We start from the raw sequence: 21,857 nt of genomic DNA on the forward strand, positions 1-21,857 counted from the left end.
AGTCTATGAACGAACAAAAACCCGCTGCCCCCGTTTTGGAGGGCGGCGGGTTTTTGCGTATCCGGATGGATCTCTCTTACGACGGCGGTCCCTTCAGCGGCTGGGCGGTTCAGCCTGGGCTCGTGACCGTACAAGGTGCCCTTGAGGAAGCCCTGGCTTTGTTGGTGCGTCGCCCGGTCCGGGTCACCGTTGCCGGCCGGACCGACGCGGGTGTCCACGCCCGTGGCCAGGTGGTGCACGTCGACTTCACGTCCGACGAATGGTCCGGCCTGACACGGGGTCACGACGTGGACCCCTCCGTTTCGTTGTTGCGTCGCCTTCGCGGCGCGCTGAGCCGCGTTCTCGGTGACCTCACCGGTGCCATCGAAGTGCACGACGCCGGTCCGGCTCCGTTGGGTTTCGATGCGCGGTTCTCTGCCTTGTGGCGCCGTTACAGTTACCGGATTGCCGACGGCGCCGAGCGTTGGGATCCTGTGCTCCGCGGGATCACGCTGTGGCATAAGGCTTCTTTGGACGTATCGCTGATGAATGCCGGTGCATCACTGTTGCTCGGGTTGCAGGATTTCCGTTCCTACTGCAAACCCCGTGAGGGTGCCACCACCATACGTGAGCTCCAGCAGTTCTCCTTTTCCAGAGGATCGGACGGGATCATCGTCGCCACCGTGCAGGCGGACGCTTTCTGCCACAACATGGTTCGTTCCTTGGTGGGCTCCACCTTGCGCGTGGGGGAGGGGCTGGAACCGCCTGCCTGGCTGCATGACCGTTTGTTGGCACGTGCCCGGGATCCGAAGTCTTTGTTGGCGGCCCCCCATCCCTTGGTTTTGGAGGAAGTGGCCTACCCGTCCGATGATGAGCTGCTGGCCCGGGCGGAGCTGACGCGGGCGAGGCGGGAGTAAGACTTTCCGGGCGCGCGGCGTCGCACTGTTGGCCGGACTATCTGGGGATGACCTTGAACAGTACTTTGTAACGGACCATCAGCCAGATCAGGGCGATGACCAGGGCATGAACCAGAAGTCCCTGCCAGGCGCTGGTCCGGTCCAAGCCAGGAATGTTTCCCACGAGCAGCACGAAGAACACGTGCACGGTAAAGACGTACATGCTGGCCTGGCCCAGCGGAACGTAGAGCCACCCGAAGCCCCGGTTCAGGGGCTTCCAGAACGCTGTCAGGACGATGTAGCCGACTGCCAGGAAAAACAAGAGGTTCACCAGACGGCCGGGCTGTAGGAAGGTCCGGTCATACTGTGTTGCATACAGCCCTTCAAACACTTCCGGCGTGATGCCGGGCAGCTGGAGACCATAGGCATGGCTGGCCCAGACTGCTCCGAGGATCAAAGCGTAGGCGGACGTGGCGATCGTAATCGTGGCCAGACCTGCGCGGCTCAGGACAAAGCGGGCAATGTTGTCTCGGTAGTAGCCGATCACCAAACCGTGGAGAAATGCGATTTGCCACGTCAGCAGCGGGAAAACGTCCTGGAACTGCGAGTCGAACAGGCGGATATGGAACTGGGCATCCAGGAAGTAGAGAGCCCAGCTCAAGGCCAGGACCAACCACCACAGGCCGCGGCGCAACAACCACATCAGCGGCGGTACGGTCAAAGTGAGGACAACGAACAGGCCCATGATGTTGTATACCCACGGACCCATGTCCAAACGCACCAATTGCTCGATCACGAAAACCGGCACGGGATAGTCGAAGAAGAGTGGCGCATTGGAATAGAGATCGTAGATGCGCCCGGCAGCGGCCGTGCCGTTTTCGCCGGTCCCGCGGTCGGTGAACGTGGTGACCACACTTGCGTCGACAAACGGGATCAGTGAGATCAGGAAGACGGCGATGACAACGGCCAACGCCGTCAAATACTGCTTAAGTGCCCGCTGGCCGTTGCCAATGGCTGCTTCCCAGCCACCAATTTTCTGCACGGCGCGGGGATGGACCATGCCCATGACTATCCCGGAAAGAAGCACGAAGAGTTCCGCGCCCGTAATGGCGCCACCAATGTTCAACGCGAAGAAGGAAAACGGACCGGCGACCTCGATGTGCGTGACGACTACCGCGCAAATGATCCAGCCGCGCAACAAGTCCAGGCGTATGTCCCGTGGATCATGGTCGATGCCGTAGGACCAGGAGCGCTTGAACCGCAACGTGGCGGCTCCGGCCAAAGCCAGGACTGCGAGGGCGGCAACACTTGCTGTGATCCAACCCATAGGATCGCCGGTTGTGGTGCCTGGGTTGCGGATCTGGGCCGGGGCTGCGTTGTTGACGCTGATGTCATGGACAGGGGTAACGGGACCTGTCATGAAGGGAGAGTCTCCGGCAGCCAGGGTCTTCCTGAGCGTTTGTGCCACGTCCGCGTTGGCCGTGGCGCGCCAGTCCACCTGTGCTCCGCCGGCCTCGTCTTCAGGGCGTACCTGTTCAAGCCAGGTCACCATTGCGGGCTTGATGCTGACCGCGGCTGCTGCCACTTGGCGCATCCAGCCGGACTTGATCTCCTCTTCCGTTGCCCCTGGGGCTGCCGTGCTGAACAAGGCCCCGGTCTGGAGCGCAAGCTCCTTGCCCTTGCCCGAGGCGAAGCGGGTCACAAAATCACGCCTGCTGTCACCGCTGGTTTCATAGCCGTACGTACCGGCAAGCTGGGCCGCGAACTTTCCGGGTTCGGCCGCCTGGTTGATGGCGAATGAACCGTCAGGCAGCAAGGTCCCGTAATGGTAAACGCTCAAACCGACCCAGTCGGCCGCGGCGTCCCCCGGATAGTAGGGGCCATATGGATCGTCGTCCGCGTCCAGCACGCCGTTGGCATTGGTATCCGCCTCGGATACATGGCGCGACGCGGTGGCATCCGGCCTCGAGTCAAAGGGGTAACCGGAGCCATACGCCGGCGCCCATAGCATGATGGCCGATGGGGCAGTCCGGTGGACGGCATCCGCGACGACCTGGAAGGCCTTTACATAGTCCACAGGCTGTTGCCCCCAACGCACCCAGGTGCCGTTCATTTCGGGCGCGAAGCGGATCACGATCCTGGATTCAAGTTGGGAGTGAAGCTCTTGAACCAAGCGGGCAAGTTCCTCGGCGTCCCGTGCTTTCAGCTCCGTCAGGTCGACGCGCGGTTCCAAGGTCACTTGCGCAACAGCCCCTTGGCGCGCGGCCGCCTGAAGGAATTCCCGGATACGCGTCTTCTGTTCGGAGTCCAGCGGGTAGCTGAAAGTGGCCCCCGTAGCGGACGGCGCTTTCTGGAGGTCATCAACGTACTGGTCAAAGGACGCTCCAGGTGCCAGGTCCGGTCCAAAGTAGGTGCCTTGGCCATGGGCTTGGCGATCGTTCGTGGCCGCTGCAGGCTCCGCACCAAGCGACATGGATGCGACGGCTGCCACTACGCATAAGGCTGCAAGGAACCACGATGATTTCTTGAACGAGCCCTCGAACAAACCACGGAGCGCTGCGAGCACGGATGCCATCCCCCAGTAGACGGTTGATACAAAGACACTCTAAAGGCATGGCGCGGACGGAGAGGGGAGTGTCAGGCAATGTTGCACGGAAATACCGCCGGGTCTGATCGGGCTGGGGTTGGTGAATCCGATCAGGCCCGGAGGTGGGTCTGGCCGGAGGCCCGGCCTGGAAAGGACGAACAGGGCGGGCCTCCGGGGTTTGGGGTCAGGTGACGGGCCAGGAGCCCGCGGCCCGTCGGCTGTTACTTGGTGGTTTCGGTGCGTTGGGTGCCGGTGAAGGAGAAGGCGATGGTGGAGGTGGCGCCTTGGAAGGTGTTGTCCGCGGTGGTGGGGAACGCGGTGGTGACCTTGAGGTTGTCGGTTTTGGCCGAGGTCAGGGAGGTCAGGTTGTTCAGGACTTTGTTCGCGCCGATCACCGGGGCCGAGGCCAGCACGGTGGTTTTGGTCCCTGCGCAGGTGTAGGGGGCGGCGGACCCGGTCCACGGAACGGAGCAGTTTTCGATGGTCAGCTGCAAACCGTTGGTGGTGTCGGTGGTCAGCAGCGAGGCGGTGGCGCCGGCTGAGGTGGTGAGGGTGACGTTGTTCAGGTCCGAGTTGCCGGTGTTGGCCAGGGTGACGAGCTTTTCGACCTTGTCACCGGGCAGCAGCCCAGCGACCGGGACGTTCAGGGTGTTCGAAGCCCCGGTGCCCAGGGCGATGGTCACGGTGCCGGCGGTGACGGCCTGGGAAGCGGAGGTGGAGGAAGTGAACGCGCCGTAAGTGCCCATGCCGGCGACGGCGGCTGCGGTGCCGACCAGGGCGACGGAGGCGAGGATCTTCCCGGAGGTGGTCTTGAGGCTGATGGCCATCTGAATCAGTGTCCTTTCAAAGGTGGCCACCGTTTCCCCGGACGGCCGTTCTCTTGTTTCCAGCCTTTCCGGCTGACAAGAAATACTTTGACGGCCCCACCTCAAGAACCCATCCTGCAATCCATCAACTGTTCCTCAGAAAAACCTCAAGACTTGATCTGGTAACGAAGGGTGAAACAGCCTTGCGCTCGGGTGGTGAATTAGGTCATAAAAGTATTACCAAAGTGCTTCCTGGCTCTGTTGCCAGGATCCTGCTCGTCCGAGTCGTCTGAATGGAGTAAGCCGTGCCAGGTTTTTCTGATGAGTTGAAGGCCCAGACCGCCGAAGCCCACGAGCAGGCAGAACAGACTGGATTCGTCACGGAACTCCTGGCAGGGCGCCTGGACGCAGAACAGGTAGGCAAGCTCCTGCTGCAGAATCTGGTGATCTACCGTGCCTTGGAGACAGCACTGGTGCTCAATGATGATCCCCGCCTTGCCATGTTTTCGGACCCCGCGCTGCTAAGGGTCCATGCCCTGGAGAAGGACCTGGCTGTCCACTTCGGCAGCGACTGGGAGGCAAGGCTCGACTCCGGATCACTGCATGTGACACCCGGGGCCGAAGCGTACGCTGCGGAACTCACCTCTCTGGGTCCAGTTTCTGTGACCTATCTTCTGGCTCACCACTATGTGCGCTATCTGGGAGACCTCTCGGGAGGTCAAATCATCGCGTCATTGGTTCGACGCCACTACGGCCTGGGGCCGGAGGGCCTGAACTTCTACGCCTTCGAAGGCATCGACAAGATCAAGCCGTACAAGGACGCCTATCGCGGGCATTTGGATTCGGCTCCCTTCAGCGTTGAGGAAAAAGAAGAAATCGTTAGCCACGCCAAGAACGCTTTTGCCACAAACCAGCAAGTGTTTGTAGACCTCATGCATGATTATCTGCGCTCCGACCGCGAAGCGAACGCGCGGTCCGCGATCTCCTGACGGGCGCGCTGACCGGTCCACAAGGCGACGGCCCTGACCTGCGACCGGGCATGGATCCGAGCGTCGGATGTCAGGGACGCGGGCCGCTGCCGGGGCCCGGTGGTTCCTGCATCCAAGGCAGCTGGGGGCCTGGGGTCGGTGGGCCGGCTGGCGGCTGGCCTGCGGGGAACTGGGCGTACGCGGGCTTCCGTTGTTTCCGCAAGTTCACGAAGAGGAGGGCGGCCATCGCCAGGACGGCGAGCACCAGAACCGAAATGGTGGCGATGATCCATACAGGAATGCCTTGCCCGCCTTGGGTATTGCTCGCCGGCACATCGGCGACGGCTGCCGGCGTCGCACTCTTGGACGCTGCCTCGGTGAGCTTGACGCCGTTGGATGTGAGGAAATCCCGAAGGGTCTGGGTATCGGTGATGTAGTTGGCCTGGCCTGCCCCCTGGTAGACGTAGGCAGAGTTGATACCGATGACTTCACCGGCTTCATTTACTGAGGGGCCGCCGGACATTCCTGGTGTGATGTCCGTATCAATCTCCGTGCGGGGCACGCCTTGGGTCGAGTAGCTTCGCGAGCTCACGGCTCCCGAGCGGTAAGACGGCTTCTGCCGTTCGACGTCGGAGGTGGAACCAACGAGGTCGGGGAATCCTATGGACGTGACTTTGTCGCGGACCTTGGGCGCTTCGGAGCCCAGCGCCAGTGCAGGAGTGTCTTTCATGTCGGCTATCCGGAGCAATGCGTTGTCGCCCTTCTCGAAGCCTTGCTTGGCGATGAGCTGGGCCGTGATGGCTGTCTTGCCGCTCAGGACGCCACCGTCGATGCCGGAGGGCTGGTCTATCTTGATCTGTGGGTCGGCCAACGATAACGGCCAGTCAACGTTTTCCGGCTTGACGCCCGTAAGGCTCTGCTCGTCGATGACCTTCGCGTAGATGCTGGTGTACAGCCCATCATCCGCGTCCACGCAATGGCCGGCAGTTGCCACGTGCCCAGTGTTGCTGACGAACCAACCCGTGCAAAGCGTCACCAAAGTAGTCTTGAAGGTCTCCGTAGTTCCATCTTTGAAGGGGACTTGAACGGTTGCAGACCACGCAGTGTCCACCCACACGATGGACTTGTCGATGGTGTCCGAATTGACGTCGGCCAATGCCGGCGTGGATGCCAGGAGCGGCGCGGACAGAGTCGCTGCAAGGGCCAGTGGCACCGTGCACTTCTTCCCCGCTGTCCTGATTGGGCGTGGTGTTTTCATGGTGGCTTCCTGAAGCTCAAAATGCTCTGAATAGTGGCACACCCCAGCCTGTATGTGGAGTGTAGACGACCTGAAAGGGATGAAACATGCCCTGGCGGTACTCGACTTTTCCTCATGCCGCTACTTGCCGCGCGCACTCCGGGTACTCGGTTTCCTGGGCGGACCCCCTCCCGGCTCTGGGTACCGGGAAGGGGCCCTGTTGGCCGCCCGCAGTCTGGGATCCACGAACGGCCGGTCTTTGGACGGCCCTAGGCAGCGCCGCTCATTCGGGGAGCCTGATCAGGCGGGAACTGGTGCTGATGGCGTTGACGGCGGAGGCGAAGATCGGGCCCATTTCCGCCCCGGTTGCCGCGCAGAAGAAGAAGTCCCCGTCCGCGTTCTCGGTGGCCCTCAACGCCGTGGTGGAGCAGTCATTGGATGCCGCGCTGGGCACACCGGCTGACTTGGGTGAGGCGGCCGCAGCGAGCACATCCCGGACGAACGATCCTCCGCTGGTGCATCTGGCGGAGTTGGCGTCGCCAAAGGCCACAGTGATGATCAGCAAGCCCTGCGCCTTGGCGTTGGCTGCAACGTCCTTGAGGTTTTGGCAAGCCGTGGCACCGTTGGTCGTGCCAAGGTCTCCGCTGTTGCTCAGCGCCGTGGTTCCGCCGGTGATGTTCTGCTCGTTCGGCTCGCCGTCGGTTTCCAGGATGATCGCCTTCTTGGCTGGAGTCGACCTGACTGGGAGCGAACCGAGGTTGTTGGGTGTCAGCCCGAGAGCGTACCTGGCGGCCGACTTCAGCGGTGATGCGAGATAGGTGCCGGTGCTGGAAGCGCCCAGACAGTTGAGTCCGCCCACCAGGGTGCTGCTGTTGTTCAGCGGGGGTACTCCACCCGGGGTGGCCGGGTTGGATGTGTAGTTATTGGTAAACGGTACAGGGAGCCATGGCCCGGTTGTCTGCGATGTTGATGGGGTGGTGATGCAGCTGCCAGGGCTGGAGGAGCTTCGGCCGATGGTACCCAAGGCAACGTATTGCTGTTCCTTGGTCATGGTTTGCAGGGTGCTCTTGATCCCGGCGACCATGGCGTTTCGGTCCGCAGTGTCCATGCTGCCGGTACGGTCGGCGACCATCACGATGTCCATCGGATTCGGAATCTGGGAGCCGCACGAGCCTTTGCAGGCAATGGAGGACAGTGAACCGGTGTTCCCTGTGGTGACCCCGATGACGGGTGCAAACGCGAAGGGCACATCTTTAGCTGCCGTCACGATGATCGTGTTGCACGTCTTGGTTCCGCCCGGAACGCACGGGATGGAGCACAAGGTTTCATTGCATTTGGCGCCGGCAGTGGTGCCCGGGTCGCAGACGTTGGGTACCTGCCCGGCAGCCACCGTCTTTGATGTGCCCGTGGACGCAACCAGGCAGGTGAACGTGATGGTGGGGTTCGCCTGCGGATCGTTGTTTTTTGCATAGGCGATGGCAGCGCTCTGCGCTGTTGTGGGGTCATTCGGCAAGGATCCCGCCCCGGCAAGGGCTGCCGCGTCCAGGGCGTTGCTGAGGTCCTGGCGCTCGTAGGCCAGTTTGCCGAAGTCCAGGGCCAGGGCAAGTGCACCAAAGAGCACCGGGACCAGGAGAGCGAAGAGGATGATGGAGGCGCCTCGCTCGCTGGTCGCCTTCGTATCGTCGTCCTTCACACGGGACCAGATCTTGTGAAGAGCTAGGCTGCGCATGTTCCACCAGTCCAGTTCCTGGCTCCGGAAGTCACGGTTGCCGTGCCTTCCATTTTCATGACGTATTGGGTGTCGAAGTAGCCGTTGAGCATCCAGCTGAAGAAGCCACTGACGGAGCGCTGAGGATACCTAAGGCACACCACGAGCTTTCCGGGGGCGCCTCCCGTAGTGTCGACAACAAACTTCGACTGGATCTTAGAACTGTCCAGGTTGCCTTTGGCGTTATTGATCGACGCAAGAACGTCTCCATTGGTCACACCCTGACGTGCTCCTTCGCGGGCGGCGGCCTGCAGCCCGATGCTTTCGCTGTACGCCACGCCGAAGTCGACTACTCCCAGGAGCATCGAGAGCAGCAAAGGAGCAATAATCGCGAATTCAACCACGGATGCGCCTCGCTCCCGTGAATCTTTATGATGGCGCTGTGAGCATGATCTCAACATCGTCGTCTCCTAGCTTTATCGACCGGCAAAGGCCGCAATTGTGTTTATGACGGCCGGGCCAAGAATGATGATGAACAACGGCGGAAAGATGAAAAGGATCAATGGAAAGATCACTGCCACAGGAAGCTTCATCGCTTTCTCTTCCGCCCTGAGCTTTCTCTTGACCCGCATCTGTTCGGCTTGTGGTTTCAGGATCCGGGCAATAGCCAGCCCTTGGATGTCCGCTTGGACAACAGCCCCGACAAAGCTTCGAAGATCAGCAACTGTAGAGCGTTCGGCCAGCGCCCGGTAAGCCTCGCGCCGGGACCGCCCGGCCTGGATGTCCTGGAGCGTGCGGACAAGTTCGTCGGCCAGAGGCCCGCTGCCACTGGCACCGACGCGGGCGACGGCGGCTTCGAAGCCAAGTCCGGCTTCGACCGAAATCAGCAACTGGTCCAGGACGTTTGGTAAGTCCTTCTCGATGCGCAGTTGGCGTTTGGTGCCGCTGTTGTAGACCAAGAGGTCAGGCAGGAAGTAGCAGGCGATAGAGAGAATCAGGCCCAAGAACAGGCCGGTGGCCGACCGGCCCCCGCCCACCACCACTACAAAGAGACCTCCTCCCACAGCAGCAAGGGGTTTGATGGTCAATAGGCGGTCGAGAGACATGGACGCTGGTCGGCCAGCCTTCGCCAATGTCTGGTCGAGCCTGGCTATGTACGAGTCGGGCGTCAGCCGCCGGGCCAAACGCGTCAATAGTGCGGGGCCGCTTGCCGCTTCGCCGGCCTCTTTCACTCCGGCGGCCTGTAGACGGCTTTGGATTAGACGTCCGGAAGCCCGGTCCACAGCAATCAGCGTCCAAGCGAAATAGGACAGCGGCAGAATAACCGCGGAAATCATAAGCCAAACTGAAGTAGTCATACCGGACCCCTAAAACTCAATCTTGACCATGCGGCTGATCCAAAAGGAACCGACAGCCAACATGATTGCGCCGACGATAATGAGGATCCAACCAAGCAGGGATTGGAACAGCGTTGCCATGTAGCCTGGATTAACCGTGTTGATGAGAATGCCAACGACGAACGGCAAACCGATGAGGATGTAGGCAGAGAACTTTCCTTCGGCGGCCAACGCCCGAACCTGCCCTTTAATCTGAGCGCGCTCCCGCACCGTGTCTGCTGCATGGTCCAGGACGCCTGCCAGATCGCCGCCGACTTCGCGGTTGATCTCGATCGCCTGGCTCAACCATTCGAAGTCCTCACATTGCATCCTGCGCCCAACTTCAGCCATGGCATCCGAGACCGGTCTGCCAACCCGGTTCTCGTTGACGATCCGGGCCAGTTCTTCGGACATGGGCGCCGGCATTTCGAGGCTTGCGCTGTGCATGCTGGAGGTGATGCTGTGGCCCGAGCGCAGGCTTCCGGAAATGGCCCGGAGCATGTCCGTGAGCTGTTCTCCAAACTTTGTCCGTCTTTTTCCAGCGCGCACTGTGAGCAGCAACCAGGCGACGACGGGGGACACTGCCGCGAAGAAGAGGCCCATCAGGACTCCTCCGAGCATGAAACCAACAACGCCCAGGACGAAGCTGCCCACCAAAACAAGGACGACGAATTCCGATTGCTTGATCGCAAGCCCTGCTTCCTGAAGGGCCTCACGACCGAACACGCCACCCCGATTGCGGCCGACCCCGCGCTCAACGGCTGAGACCGTCGCGTCAGCCATCCTGGTGATGACCGATTCCCCGCCCTCGGCATCACCTGTGGGCCTCCGCCGAGATACGTCGATGTCCCGATAACGCGGCCTCAGGGCGACGAACAACAGCAGGGATACGGCAAGGAGAACGGCGACTAATCCGGCCAAAAGTGTGAAGTCTACGTTCACCGTCGTCACCTGCCCATCTGTCGTTGCGGCATGAAGGCCTCGGCGGGCAGGTAGATGCCCATGTCCGCCAGCCTTTCGACGAACCTTGGACGGACGCCTGTTGCCACGGTCTTCCCGACAAAACGACCCTCGGCGTTGACACCGGCTGCGAAATCGAAAGAGAACGCGTCCTGCAAAGTGACGACGTCGCCTTCCATTCCGAGGACTTCGGTGATGTGGGTGACGCGTCGGGTGCCGTCCCTGAGCCTGCTCAATTGCACGATCAGGTGCACGGCAGAAGCGATCTGTTCCCTGATGGCCCGCAGGGGCAGTTCCATGCCTGCCATCAGCACCAAGGTTTCCATCCGGGCAATAGCGTCCCTGGGGGAGTTGGCGTGGACCGTTGATATTGAGCCATCGTGGCCCGTGTTCATCGCTTGGAGCATGTCCAGGGCTTCGCCGCTGCGGACCTCGCCGACGACGATCCGGTCAGGCCGCATGCGCAGTGAGTTGCGGACGAGGTCGCGGATGGTGATGGCGCCACGGCCTTCGATGTTGGCAGGTCGGCTTTCCAGACGCACCACGTGGTCCTGCTGGAGTTGCAGTTCCACTGCGTCCTCGATGGTGACAATGCGCTCTTCTTCGGGAATGAAGGAGGAGAGCACGTTCAGCAGCGTGGTTTTGCCGGTACCGGTTCCACCGGAGACGATGATGTTCAATCTGGCCTTCACGCAAGCGTCCAGTACCTGGGCCATCGCGGGGGACATGGAGTCGAATTTGATCAAGTCCTCCACAGTCAGGGGCACGGCCGAGAATTTGCGGATGGTCAGGGACGGGCCATCGACTGCCAGGGGCGGGATGACGGCGTTGACGCGTGAGCCGTCCTCCAAACGGGCATCGACCAAGGGCGAGGATTCGTCGATTCGTCGACCGATCCTTGACACGATCCGCTCAATCACGCGTCGCAAATGGGAATCGGAGCTGAACGTCGTCCCAGTTGGATGAAGCCTTCCCGCCCGTTCGACATAGATGCTGTTGGCGCCATTGACCATGATCTCCGTGACGAGTGGATCGTCCAGGAGTCTCTGCAGTGGCCCCAGTCCCAGGACTTCGTCTACTATTTCGCGGATCAGCCGGCGGCGTTCTTCCGGCGTCAACGGCACCTGTTCATCGTCAATGAACTCACTAAGGGCTTCGCGGACCATGCGGCGCACGTCGCCCTCGTCAAGGCCGCTGTCGGTAATGCGGCTCCCCAATCGACTGGTCAGTTCGTCCGCTGCCCGCTTCTTGATCCCCGCCAGTGCATCGGTGGAGGGCTTGGCAGTGGCGCGTGCCAGTTGTTCCATCTGCCGCGGTTCTTTGGCCGCGGGCGCCGCGGCTGCTGCGTCTGTAGACGTCGCCTGAGGACCTGACGGGATGGCAACTCCGCTACTGGCGGTGGCTGCTTCCAAGCGGGCGATGATGCTCATGACACGGCCACCCTTCGACGCGAGTTCCTTGCGCCGGACGCCGCTCCGCCGGTCGCGATCTTGGCCACCAGTGCGCCGAGGCCTTTGGCAACGGGATCACGGCGACTGCTCTGAAGCATCGGCACGCCGGCATTTGTTGAGAACGGGACTGCCCGCGAGTGAGGAAGCACCACCTCTACGGGCAAGCCGACGGTGGCCTCCACATCTTTGACGGTCAGCCCACTCCGCTTGTCCGCGAAGTTCAAGACAACAGTGCTCGACGGCGGCATCAGGTCCAGTTGCCTCAGAACCTCCAAACCCTGGTTGAGGCCACGAATGGACGGAATGTCCATGCCACAGACCCAAACAGCGTCAGTTGCCAGTTCGAGCACCGCCAGCACCACGTCACCGAGCCCCGGAGACGTGTCCAGGACGACGAAGGGGAACTCCAACGACAATTGGTGCACCAAGGCAGCCACATGGGCAGGCTGGATCAGGTCTGCTTCGGCCGGGCGAAGCGGAGCACACAGAGCGTACGCACCGCTGGGGTGCGGGGCCAGGAACGCCTTAAGAACCATCGAATCGGAGGCCGCCGATCCACGGACAGCATCGGTGATGGTGTGCGCGGGTTCGAGTCCCAGCCCTGATCCGACATCACCGAACTGAAGGTCCAGGTCCACGATAACGGCACCCATGGGGACTGTTCGGGCGAGGCCCACTGCGAGGTTGGTGGACACGGTGGTCTTACCGACTCCTCCCTTGGGGGACATGACGGACACGACTCGGCCTCGCGGTTGCTCGTCCTGGGCGTCGGCAACGGATGCCTGACGGCGGCCCGCAGCAGTGGTGGCAGCACGCTCCAACGCTTGGGTGAGGTCGTGTGCGTCTGCATCCGGATCGATGATGTCGCGGATGCCCGAGCGCACGGCAGCCAACGTCAACTCGCTGCTCGGCGCAGCTGCAAGGAGGAGGACGATCTCCGGGTGCTCCGCGTCGATCGCCGAGGCCAGCGCGAACCAATCCTCAATGCTGACGTCGGGGCCGAAGATCATGACGTCGATTGGCCCGCCGAGGTTCCGATTCAATACTTCGGCGGGAGACAGGTGCCCGGCTGGCCCGCTGAGAACCTGCACTTCATGCCCTGCTGACAGTGCGAGAGCCAGACGCTGTTCGAACCCAGGTGATGTGGTCAGGGCCAGGAAGCGGCTCATTGGAAGATCCCTGAGGTGCTGACGGGAGTCTTGGGACTCTCCGGGGTGTTTGCTGTTTGCTTGCTCAGCCAGATGCTTCCGACCTTGGCGCTCAGGATCACCTTGGCGGCATCGGTGGAGGTCCTGGCAAGAGTCACAAACGACGAGCCGGTTGGAACGGCGGACGTGCCCTCCTGCGCAGTGCCGGTAGTCGCCGGTGCCTGCTGGATGGCTGTGACCAGGACCTTGTCGAACACCAGCTGAGTGCTGGCGACCTGGGCATTGGTGGGGTCCGTTTGGGTAACGAAGAGGCCCACGAGGTCTCCTGCCCTGATGGTTCCGCCCACCACGCTTTCAGGGGGCAGGAGGATGGTTACTTCCTGCAGACCTTCGGGCACGGGGACAGCGCCCGCCATGATGCGTTCAGCAGGATTGATGAGCCGGCTTCCCAGAAGCTGCTCACCGGGCTCAAGGGCCACGGACGTTACCTGTCCGCTGCCCTTGTCGAGTGCGGTCAGTGCGCCGGCTGCCTTCGCGGCACTCGGCACGGATTTGATCTGCACGTAGGAACTGAGTTCCTGGACGCTGGTGCCGGCCGGGACCGGCCTTTCAACGACAACAACATCGACGGGATCCAGGGACGACTGTGCCCGCCGGTCTGCGTTGGAGACATAGTTCACCAGCAGCACAGTCCCGATGACAGCCAGGACGAGCGCGGCGATGCCCCCGATTAATCGCGTTTTCATGATTGCTTCCTCACCTTTGGTACCTCAACAGCGCGGAGGTTTACGGGGCGCCCAGACGTCCCGGTTCCTCGTCGTAAACACCGCTGCCGGCTGTCCAGATTGGGCGGACAGCCGGCAGCATGTGTATTGAAAGCCTTAGCGTTGTGGCGCAGCTAGGGCTTCAGCTCGGCATTGATGGCGCCGAACGCTGTGTTGATGTAGCCACCCAAGGTGGCGACGGCTGTAATGACGACCACTGCGATGAGAGCGACCATGATGCCGTACTCAACGGCGGTGGCGCCCTTCTCGGAGGTGAAGCGTTCCTTGATGCCGGCGACGAAAGCAATCATGTTGACCATAAGCGAGTTCATGGTAAATCCTTCCCAGAATTTTTGTGTGAAATTGTGAAACATAGGTCCAGCAAATTATCGGAATTTGCTTCGAATTCCGAACTACCCCCGTTTTGCCTTTAGCGGCTCGGATTTCGATATGACAAGAATTGCTGGTTTGGGATGGATTCAACAATGCGTAGGCGTACTCGAATTTTTTACCAGGGTCCGCTGCCGGGTACTCGATGCCGTGGAGGCGGGTACTCAGTTTTCGACGCCAAAGCAGCACGCGACTACTTGGAAAATTAAGGCCCCTTATGAGTTTGGGGTCATCGGCGCGCAGTCCGGGGGACGGTACTCAGCCGTTCAGTTCATGAACAGCACAACGCCCAGCGCTGCGGCGAGCATGGCCGGTCCGTGGGCCGTTTCCGCCGGTTTTTCTGCGGATCTCAGGCGTAACATCAGCACCGTCAGCACCCCACCTATCACGAACCCCAGTAGTCCGCCGTAGAGTAAGTGCCTCCAGCCCAAGTAGCCCAAGTACAGTCCCAAAGGTGCTGCGAGCTTCACATCGCCCATTCCAAGGCTCCGCGGCGAAATAAGTCCCAAAATAAGGTAGCCGGCGAACAGGATTGCCCCTCCAGCGAGTGCCCGGAGGAGCTCCGGCCACTCGGGATCCACCAATGAGGACACCCCAAGGAGCAGCAAACCACCACCAAGAAGGGCCAATACGAGCCCGTTGGGGAGCAAATGAAGTGCGAAATCAATGCGCGAAAGCTGAACGCCCAGAAGTGCCAATAATAGATAGGCCGGGAGTTCAGAAGAAAAGCCAAAGCGCCAGGCGAGTAGACCGAACAACAACGAGGTGAGTGCCGCCGTCGTGATCCGCACCCGCGGGGAGGGGAGTCCGCCGAGCCGCGGCAGCCACCTCAAAACCACGAGCTCGGTGATTGGACTCAGCAGCAGGCCGGCCAGGGCAAGCAGGAGCGGAAGGGCAAGTCCGTCGGTCATGTGCTCTCCCTCATCAACGCAGCGCTCATTAACACAGTCGCCCCACGGCGCGGTCACCCCATTTTGACCCGGACATACCGTTGAAGGTATTGTTTATAGTCGTTGTGCGTGTCCTATCTCGATGACACATGCCCGCCAGGGGATCCAGTTGCAGGGTCAGTAACCCAGGTGGCATATCGAGACCTCTGGATGACTGGTCTATAGAGCCCTCACCTCTGCTCCGGTAGCGCATACATAGTAGGTGCACGTCTTATTGCGTGCCCTGAAACATGAACGCCAGAACAAGAACGAGGCCAAACCGTGCGTACGTACACCCCGAAGCCCGGCGATATCAACCGCCAGTGGCACGTCATTGACGCCACCGATGTTGTCCTTGGTCGTCTTGCCAGCCAGACCGCAACACTGCTGCGCGGAAAGCACAAGCCGACCTATGCGTCCCACATGGACATGGGCGACTTCGTCATCATCATCAACGCTGAAAAGGTCGCCCTTACCGGTGCCAAGCTGGAGCAGAAGCGCGCATACCGCCACTCCGGTTACCCGGGCGGCCTGACCTCCGTCAACTACGCCGAACTGCTGGAGAAGAACCCGGTTCGCGCTGTTGAGAAGGCCATCAAGGGCATGCTCCCCAAGAACTCCCTCGCTGCTCAGCAGCTGGGCAAGCTCAAGGTCTACGCAGGCTCCGAGCACCCGCACGCTGCACAGCAGCCGAAGACTTTCGAAATCACCCAGGTCGCCCAGTAGTCCTGGCCACCAACTAACTTTTATTCCAAGGAGAACCGTGGCTCAGAACGAAGAACTGACCGCCGAGGCCGTCGAGGCCGAGGAAAACCTCACCAGCTACACCTCTGAAAGCGCACCCGCCGAGGACGCGCCCAAGAAGGAGCGCCCGGCACTGACCGTTGCCGGCGCAGCTGTTGGCCGCCGCAAGGAAGCCGTTGCACGCGTTCGCGTTGTACCGGGCTCCGGCAAGTGGATCATCAACGGCCGCGAGCTGGCCAACTACTTCCCGAACAAGCTGCACCAGCAGGATGTCAACGAACCGTTCCGTGTTCTTGACCTCGAAGGCGCCTACGACGTCATCGCCCGTATCCACGGCGGTGGCCCCTCCGGCCAGGCTGGCGCACTGCGTCTCGGCATCGCCCGTTCGCTGAACGAGATCGACGTCGAGAACAACCGCCCCACCCTGAAGAAGGCTGGCTTCCTTACTCGTGACGCCCGCGTCATCGAGCGTAAGAAGGCCGGTCTCAAGAAGGCACGTAAGGCTCAGCAGTACTCCAAGCGCTAAACCGCGCTTCGCAGGAAGCCCGTTCCACTCCGGTGGGGCGGGCTTCCGCCTTTAAACCACCGGTTGTGACGCTCCGGAACGTGCCGTGGCGGGCCGCTGTGCCGTCGTCGTCTAAACTTGAGCCGATGTCTAGATTATTTGGAACAGATGGCGTGCGCGGTCTCGCGAACGGATTGCTCACCGCCGAGCTGGCGATGCAGCTCGCCCAGGCCGCCGCCGTCGTACTCGGCCATGACCGCACAACCGACGGCAAACGGCCCCGTGCCGTGGTCGCACGGGACCCGAGGGCCAGCGGCGAATTCCTCGCCGCCGCCGTGGAAGCCGGGCTCTCCAGCTCCGGTGTGGACGTCTTCGACGCCGGTGTTCTCCCCACTCCGGCTGCGGCGTACCTGGTAGCCGACCTCGACGCCGATTTCGGCGTCATGCTCTCGGCTTCCCACAACCCGGCCCCGGACAACGGCATTAAGTTCTTCGCCCGCGGCGGCCAAAAGCTGCCGGACGACGTCGAGGACGCCATCGAAGCGCAGCTGGGCAAGGAACCGCAGCGCCCGGTAGGCGGCGACGTGGGGCGCATCCAGCGCTTCTCGGACGCCGAGGACCGCTACATCGTCCACCTGCTCGGTACCATCCCCAAGCGACTCGACGGTTTGAAGGTTGTCCTGGACTGCGCGCACGGTGCTGCGAGCGGCTGCTCACCGCAGGTCTTCAAGGACGCCGGCGCCGAGGTTGTGGTGATCGGTGCCGAGCCGGACGGCCTCAACATCAACGATGGCGTTGGCTCCACGCACCTTGGCCCGCTGAAGGAAGCCGTCGTCAAATACGGCGCGGACCTCGGGATCGCCCACGACGGCGATGCCGACCGCTGCCTTGCCGTGGACCACGAAGGCAACGAGGTGGACGGCGACCAGATCATGGCGATCCTGGCGTTGGCCTTGGACAAGGCGGGCAAGCTCAAGGACAACGTCCTGGTGGCAACCGTCATGAGCAACCTCGGGCTCAAGCTCGCGCTCCGCGACGCCGGAATCACCATCCGTGAAACCGCCGTTGGCGACCGTTACGTCCTGGAAGAAATGCGCGACGGCGGCTACAACCTCGGCGGCGAACAGTCCGGACACGTGATCTTCTCCGACTACGCCACCACGGGCGACGGCGTGCTCACCGGCCTGCAGCTCGCGGCCCAGGTAGCCCTCACCGGCCGCAGCCTTAGGGACCTGGCCACCGCGATGACCAAGCTTCCGCAGCTCATGATCAACGTCAAGGGAGTGGACAAGGCCCGCGCAGCTTCCGACGAAGGCGTAGCTGCTGCCGTGGTTGCCGCGGAAGAGGAACTCGGCGAGACCGGCCGCGTCCTGTTGCGCCCGTCCGGCACTGAGGCTTTGGTCCGTGTCATGGTGGAGGCCGCTGACATGGAAACTGCTGAGCGTATCTGCAAGAGCCTCGCTGCCGTCGTGAAGGAACGCTTGAGCGTCACCAGCGACGTCGCTGTCTAGGACTCCGTACTACGCCAAAGGCGGCCCGCTCCGGTTTGGAGCGGGCCGCCTTTCGCGTGCAGGCTAGGCCAGGTAATCCGGCGCGGCCTCCAGCCCGAAGTACTCTTCGAGAGTGGCAATGCCCTTGGTTGCCATGGCCGTAGCTGCCTCGACGCCGATGTACCGCAGGTGCCACGACTCGTAGTAGTAGCCGGTGATCTCATGGAACATCCACGGGTATCGGACCACGAAGCCGAACTTATTGGCGTTGGCCTTGGCCCAGACAGCTGCGGGCTGGTCAGCGAAGCACGGTTGGAAGCTGCACGCGCCGCCACCGTCAGCCACGTCGAATGACCAACCGGTCTGGTGCTCCGAGTAGCCCGGGCGGGCGGAGGCCCGGTCCGCGACCGCCTGCCCGCTGCTGGCGACGTATCCGTTGTACGTGGTGATCTGCGTGGAGTAGGAGCGATAACCCGAAGCCAGCGCCATGATAACGCCTTCGGCCGCAGCTGCGCCGAACATCTTTTCTGCGGCAGCCGCCGTCGTACTGTTCAGCAGAGTGGCCTCGCCGCTGACGGCGAGGCGGATCTTCGGCTGCACCAAGTCGGCCGGCACGTAGTTCTGCGGGTTGAGCGGCCTGTGCTTGTTGACCACAACCCAGGGGCTGGTGGGGTCGGTGAGTGAGAACTGCATGGTTGCCGTGCTCGACGGCGATGGGCTGGGTGGGGCGGTGGTGGCGGCCGCTGCCGGGGTCACGCTGGGCGTGGCAGTGGGGGTGGCGCTGGGCGAAGCTGTGGGAGCGTCCGCAGCGGCAGGGGAGGGGGCTGTGCTTTCCGGGGTGCAGGCGGCCAGGGCAAGCATGCCTGCCCCTGCGGTGAGAAGGCCTGCGAATGCACGTCGGCTGGGCTCGGGATGAGTCAACGGATCAGACCTTCCGCAGGAGCATGCGCCGGATGGAGTGGTCCGCATCCTTGGTCAGGACCAACTGTGCGCGTCCCCGGGTGGGCAACACGTTCTCCTCGAGGTTGGGCTCGTTGATGCGCTTCCAAATGCCGCGTGCCGTGGATTCGGCGTCGTCGTCGGAGAGGGTGGCGTAGCGGTGGAAGTAGGATTCCGGCTGGGCGAAGGCCGTGGAACGCAGCTTGCGGAACCGGTCTACGTACCACTCTTCAATGTAGGAGGTCTTGGCGTCCACGTAGATGGAGAAGTCGAAGAAGTCGCTCAGGGCCAGTCCCTGCTTGCCATCGATGCGGGGCCTGGCGGGGGCCAGGACGTTGAGGCCTTCCACAATCAGCACGTCGGGCCGGCGAACCACTACTTCCCGTCCCGGCACAATGTCATAGGTCACGTGCGAGTACCACGGCGCCCGGACTTCCTCCGCTCCGCCCTTGACTTCCGACACAAAACGCAACAGGGCGCGGCGGTCGTAGGACTCCGGGAAACCCTTGCGTTCCAGTAGGTGGCGGCGTTTGAGCTCAGCCAGGGGATACAGGAATCCGTCGGTGGTAATGAGCTCCACATTGGGCGTGCCGGGCCAGCGGCGGAGCATTTCGCGGAGCACGCGGGCGATGGTTGATTTGCCCACGGCCACGGATCCTGCCACGCCGATGACAAAGGGGGTACGTTGCGTCTGTTCGCCAAGGAAGGTTGTGGTGGCGGCGTGGAGCTGGTGCGAGGCCTCGACGTACAGGTGCAGGAGGCGCGAAAGCGGGAGATAGACCTCCCGGACTTCCTTCATGTCGAGGGGATCGCCGAGCCCGCGGAGGCGGAAAATGTCCTCTTCGTTAAGGGGCTGCTCCATCTGGGCCGCAAGCCGGGACCAGGTGTGTCGATCGAGCTCAACAAAGGGAGAAGCGCCGTCGCCGTTTGCTTCGGTGCGTTGCAAAGTCACGCTCACGATTCTGCCCTTCACGCGGCGGAACAGGAAATGGGCGACGACGGCAAAGTGAACTGTCAGTGATGGACGCCGCACCTGCGAGGTTGGAGAGGGGATGTCCCACGTCAGTTGTTTGACTGAGCCGGTAGGCTTGGACCCATGTGTGGAATCGTAGGCTATGTTGGCAATTCGTCTCGTAAGGCAGCTGGACACAGCGCCCTTGACGTCGTTGTGGAGGGGCTGCGTCGTCTTGAGTACCGCGGCTACGACTCCGCCGGCGTCGCAGTAGTGGCTGACGGGACCATCTCGTCCCGGAAGAAGTCCGGAAAGCTGAGCAATCTGGTCAGCGAACTTGAAGCAAACCCGGTCCCGGAATCCCTGACCGGCATTGGCCACACCCGTTGGGCCACGCACGGTGGACCCACCGATGGCAACGCCCACCCGCACCTTTCCGACGGCGGGCGCCTCGCGTTGATCCACAACGGGATCATCGAAAACTTCGCGGAGCTTAAGCAGGAACTGCTGGCCAAGGGCGTCACCTTCCTGTCCGAAACCGACACCGAGGTTGCGGCCGCCCTCCTGGGCGACATCTTCCGCAACGAGCTCAACGGCGACGCCGGCAACCTCACCCAGGCGATGCGCCTGGCCTGCCAGCGCCTCGAAGGAGCCTTCACGCTCCTGGCCGTCCACGCCGACCAGCCTGACGTGGTTGTCGCTGCCCGCCGCAACTCACCGCTCGTTGTGGGCCTTGGCGAGGGCGAGAACTTCCTGGGCTCCGATGTCTCCGGTTTCATCGACTACACCCGCCGTGCGGTTGAGCTGGGCCAGGACCAGATCGTCACCATCACCGCGGATTCCGTGGAGATCACCGACTTCTTCGGCGCTCCCGCAGAGGGCAAGGAATACCACGTCGACTGGGATCCGGCTTCCGCCGAAAAGGGCGGCTTCAACTCCTTCATGGAGAAGGAAATCCACGACCAGCCCGACGCCGTGGCCCAGACCCTCTTGGGCCGTTCGGACCTCAACGGCCAGCTGACCCTGGATGAACTCCGCATCGACCCGGAGCTGCTCAAGCAGGTCAACAAGATCATCGTCCTGGCCTGCGGTACCGCAGCCTACGCCGGCCTCGTAGCCAAGTACGCGATCGAGAACTGGTGCCGCATCCCCACCGAAGTGGAGCTCGCCCACGAGTTCCGCTACCGCGATCCGATCGTGGACGCCAACACGCTGGTGGTTTCCATCAGCCAGTCCGGCGAAACCATGGACACCCTCATGGCCGTCCGCTATGCCCGCGAACAGGGCGCCAAGACCATCTCCATCTGCAACACCAACGGCTCCACCATTCCGCGTGAATCCGACGCCGTGCTGTACACGCACGCCGGTCCGGAAATCGCCGTCGCCTCCACCAAGGCCTTCCTGGCGCAGATCACCGCTGCTTACCTGCTGGGTCTGTACCTGGCACAGTTGCGCGGCAACATCTTCAGCGGCCAGATCAAGGATGTCCTGGCGGACCTCGGCAAGATTCCTGCCAAGATCCAGCAGATCCTGGACACCGCCGGCCCGTTGCGGGAACTCGCACGCAGCATGAAGGACGAGAAGTCCGTGCTGTTCCTGGGCCGCCATGTTGGCTTCCCCGTGGCCCTCGAGGGTGCCTTGAAGCTCAAGGAAATCGCCTACATCCACGCTGAAGGCTTCGCCGCCGGCGAGCTGAAGCACGGCCCGATCGCTCTGATCGACGACGGCCAGCCGGTCTTCGTGGTGGTTCCGTCCCCGCGCGGCCGCGACTCCCTGCACTCCAAGGTGGTCAGCAACATCCAGGAAGTACGCGCACGTGGTGCCCGCACCCTGGTGATTGCCGAGGAAGGCGACGAGTCGGTCAAGGACTACGCAGAGCACGTGTTCTACGTTCCGGAGACTCCCACGCTCCTCATGCCGCTGCTCACCACGGTTCCGCTGCAGATCTTCGCCGCAGAACTGGCCGGTGCCAAGGGCTACGACGTGGACCAGCCGCGTAACCTCGCCAAGAGCGTGACCGTAGAATAA

Annotated in this window: 20 protein-coding genes; 6 read left to right on the forward strand and 14 right to left on the reverse strand. The window is 62.2% G+C overall.

The genetic code is table 11. From position 1 onward, the window contains the following. The first annotated feature begins 5 nt into the window (after window positions 1-5). Window positions 6-896: a tRNA pseudouridine synthase A gene (locus ACIPV6_RS03760; RefSeq protein WP_400269589.1), complete on the forward strand. Its 891-nt coding sequence runs from the start codon at window positions 6-8 to the stop codon at window positions 894-896. 37 nt (window positions 897-933) lie between these two features. Here ACIPV6_RS03760 and opgC read toward each other — a convergent pair whose 3' ends face one another. Together opgC and ACIPV6_RS03770 are read right to left on the reverse strand one after the other, a co-directional pair. Beyond that, complete coding sequence (opgC, locus tag ACIPV6_RS03765; protein WP_400269590.1) at window positions 934-3,450, reverse strand: OpgC domain-containing protein; 2,517 nt, start codon at window positions 3,448-3,450, stop codon at window positions 934-936. A 233-nt stretch (window positions 3,451-3,683) separates the two neighbouring features. Further along, a complete protein-coding gene (locus tag ACIPV6_RS03770) occupies window positions 3,684-4,289 on the reverse strand; it encodes a TasA family protein (protein ID WP_400269591.1) in 606 nt (201 codons plus the stop codon). A 284-nt stretch (window positions 4,290-4,573) separates the two neighbouring features. Between ACIPV6_RS03770 and ACIPV6_RS03775 the strand changes: the two genes are divergently transcribed. Further along, window positions 4,574-5,257, forward strand: coding sequence for a heme oxygenase (biliverdin-producing) (locus tag ACIPV6_RS03775; RefSeq protein ID WP_400269592.1), 684 nt, complete (start codon window positions 4,574-4,576; stop codon window positions 5,255-5,257). A 70-nt stretch (window positions 5,258-5,327) separates the two neighbouring features. On the opposite strand, the gene ACIPV6_RS03780 is transcribed toward ACIPV6_RS03775, so the two are convergent. From ACIPV6_RS03780 to ACIPV6_RS03825, 10 genes are all read right to left on the reverse strand, one after another. Then, window positions 5,328-6,494 carry a trypsin-like peptidase domain-containing protein gene (locus tag ACIPV6_RS03780; RefSeq protein WP_400269593.1) on the reverse strand — a complete coding sequence of 389 codons (1,167 nt, stop codon included), beginning with the start codon at window positions 6,492-6,494 and terminating at the stop codon, window positions 5,328-5,330. A gap of 262 nt (window positions 6,495-6,756) precedes the next feature. Then, window positions 6,757-8,202, reverse strand: coding sequence for a pilus assembly protein TadG-related protein (locus ACIPV6_RS03785; protein ID WP_400269594.1), 1,446 nt, complete (start codon window positions 8,200-8,202; stop codon window positions 6,757-6,759). Beyond that, the gene (locus ACIPV6_RS03790; protein WP_400269595.1) at window positions 8,190-8,585 is read right to left on the reverse strand and encodes a TadE/TadG family type IV pilus assembly protein; all 396 of its coding nucleotides are present in this window, start codon (window positions 8,583-8,585) and stop codon (window positions 8,190-8,192) included. The genes ACIPV6_RS03785 and ACIPV6_RS03790 overlap by 13 nt, the downstream gene beginning before the upstream one ends. 72 nt (window positions 8,586-8,657) lie before the next feature. Then, on the reverse strand, window positions 8,658-9,539 hold the full coding sequence (locus ACIPV6_RS03795; protein ID WP_400269596.1) for a type II secretion system F family protein: 882 nt from the start codon (window positions 9,537-9,539) through the stop codon (window positions 8,658-8,660). Between the two features lie 9 nt (window positions 9,540-9,548). After that, window positions 9,549-10,499, reverse strand: coding sequence for a type II secretion system F family protein (locus tag ACIPV6_RS03800; RefSeq protein WP_400269597.1), 951 nt, complete (start codon window positions 10,497-10,499; stop codon window positions 9,549-9,551). Between the two features lie 5 nt (window positions 10,500-10,504). After that, complete coding sequence (locus ACIPV6_RS03805; protein WP_400269598.1) at window positions 10,505-11,947, reverse strand: CpaF family protein; 1,443 nt, start codon at window positions 11,945-11,947, stop codon at window positions 10,505-10,507. Beyond that, window positions 11,944-13,137: a CpaE family protein gene (locus ACIPV6_RS03810; RefSeq protein ID WP_400269599.1), complete on the reverse strand. Its 1,194-nt coding sequence runs from the start codon at window positions 13,135-13,137 to the stop codon at window positions 11,944-11,946. The genes ACIPV6_RS03805 and ACIPV6_RS03810 overlap by 4 nt, the downstream gene beginning before the upstream one ends. Then, window positions 13,134-13,862, reverse strand: a complete 729-nt coding sequence (cpaB, locus tag ACIPV6_RS03815) for a Flp pilus assembly protein CpaB (protein WP_400269600.1) — start codon at window positions 13,860-13,862, stop codon at window positions 13,134-13,136. Before cpaB ends, ACIPV6_RS03810 begins: the two co-directional genes overlap by 4 nt. Before the next feature lie 152 nt (window positions 13,863-14,014). Next, window positions 14,015-14,212, reverse strand: a complete 198-nt coding sequence (locus ACIPV6_RS03820) for a Flp family type IVb pilin (protein ID WP_400269601.1) — start codon at window positions 14,210-14,212, stop codon at window positions 14,015-14,017. Window positions 14,213-14,536: 324 nt separating this feature from the next. Further along, the gene (locus ACIPV6_RS03825; protein ID WP_400269602.1) at window positions 14,537-15,181 is read right to left on the reverse strand and encodes a prepilin peptidase; all 645 of its coding nucleotides are present in this window, start codon (window positions 15,179-15,181) and stop codon (window positions 14,537-14,539) included. Window positions 15,182-15,481: 300 nt separating this feature from the next. Between ACIPV6_RS03825 and rplM the strand changes: the two genes are divergently transcribed. The 3 genes from rplM (at window position 15,482) to glmM (ending at window position 17,959) form a co-directional block, all read left to right on the forward strand. Then, window positions 15,482-15,925 (forward strand): 50S ribosomal protein L13, encoded by a 444-nt coding sequence (gene rplM / locus ACIPV6_RS03830; RefSeq protein ID WP_347108042.1) that lies wholly within the window; start codon window positions 15,482-15,484, stop codon window positions 15,923-15,925. 37 nt (window positions 15,926-15,962) lie between these two features. After that, window positions 15,963-16,469, forward strand: coding sequence for a 30S ribosomal protein S9 (gene rpsI / locus ACIPV6_RS03835; protein WP_387435019.1), 507 nt, complete (start codon window positions 15,963-15,965; stop codon window positions 16,467-16,469). Window positions 16,470-16,594: 125 nt separating this feature from the next. Next, the gene (gene glmM / locus ACIPV6_RS03840; RefSeq protein WP_400269603.1) at window positions 16,595-17,959 is read left to right on the forward strand and encodes a phosphoglucosamine mutase; all 1,365 of its coding nucleotides are present in this window, start codon (window positions 16,595-16,597) and stop codon (window positions 17,957-17,959) included. Window positions 17,960-18,022: 63 nt separating this feature from the next. Here glmM and ACIPV6_RS03845 read toward each other — a convergent pair whose 3' ends face one another. Both ACIPV6_RS03845 and coaA read right to left on the reverse strand, forming a co-directional pair. Then, entirely contained in the window at window positions 18,023-18,799 is a 777-nt protein-coding gene (locus tag ACIPV6_RS03845) for a D-alanyl-D-alanine carboxypeptidase family protein (protein WP_400269604.1), read from the reverse strand. Window positions 18,800-18,863: 64 nt separating this feature from the next. Beyond that, the gene (coaA, locus tag ACIPV6_RS03850; protein WP_397325817.1) at window positions 18,864-19,835 is read right to left on the reverse strand and encodes a type I pantothenate kinase; all 972 of its coding nucleotides are present in this window, start codon (window positions 19,833-19,835) and stop codon (window positions 18,864-18,866) included. Window positions 19,836-19,973: 138 nt separating this feature from the next. On the opposite strand from coaA, the gene glmS reads away from it, so the two are divergent. Further along, complete coding sequence (gene glmS, locus ACIPV6_RS03855) at window positions 19,974-21,857, forward strand: glutamine--fructose-6-phosphate transaminase (isomerizing) (RefSeq protein WP_400269605.1); 1,884 nt, start codon at window positions 19,974-19,976, stop codon at window positions 21,855-21,857.

Origin of the sequence: Paenarthrobacter sp. NPDC089988 (assembly GCF_044748465.1) — a bacterium.
In the GTDB taxonomy this organism is placed as follows: domain Bacteria; phylum Actinomycetota; class Actinomycetes; order Actinomycetales; family Micrococcaceae; genus Arthrobacter.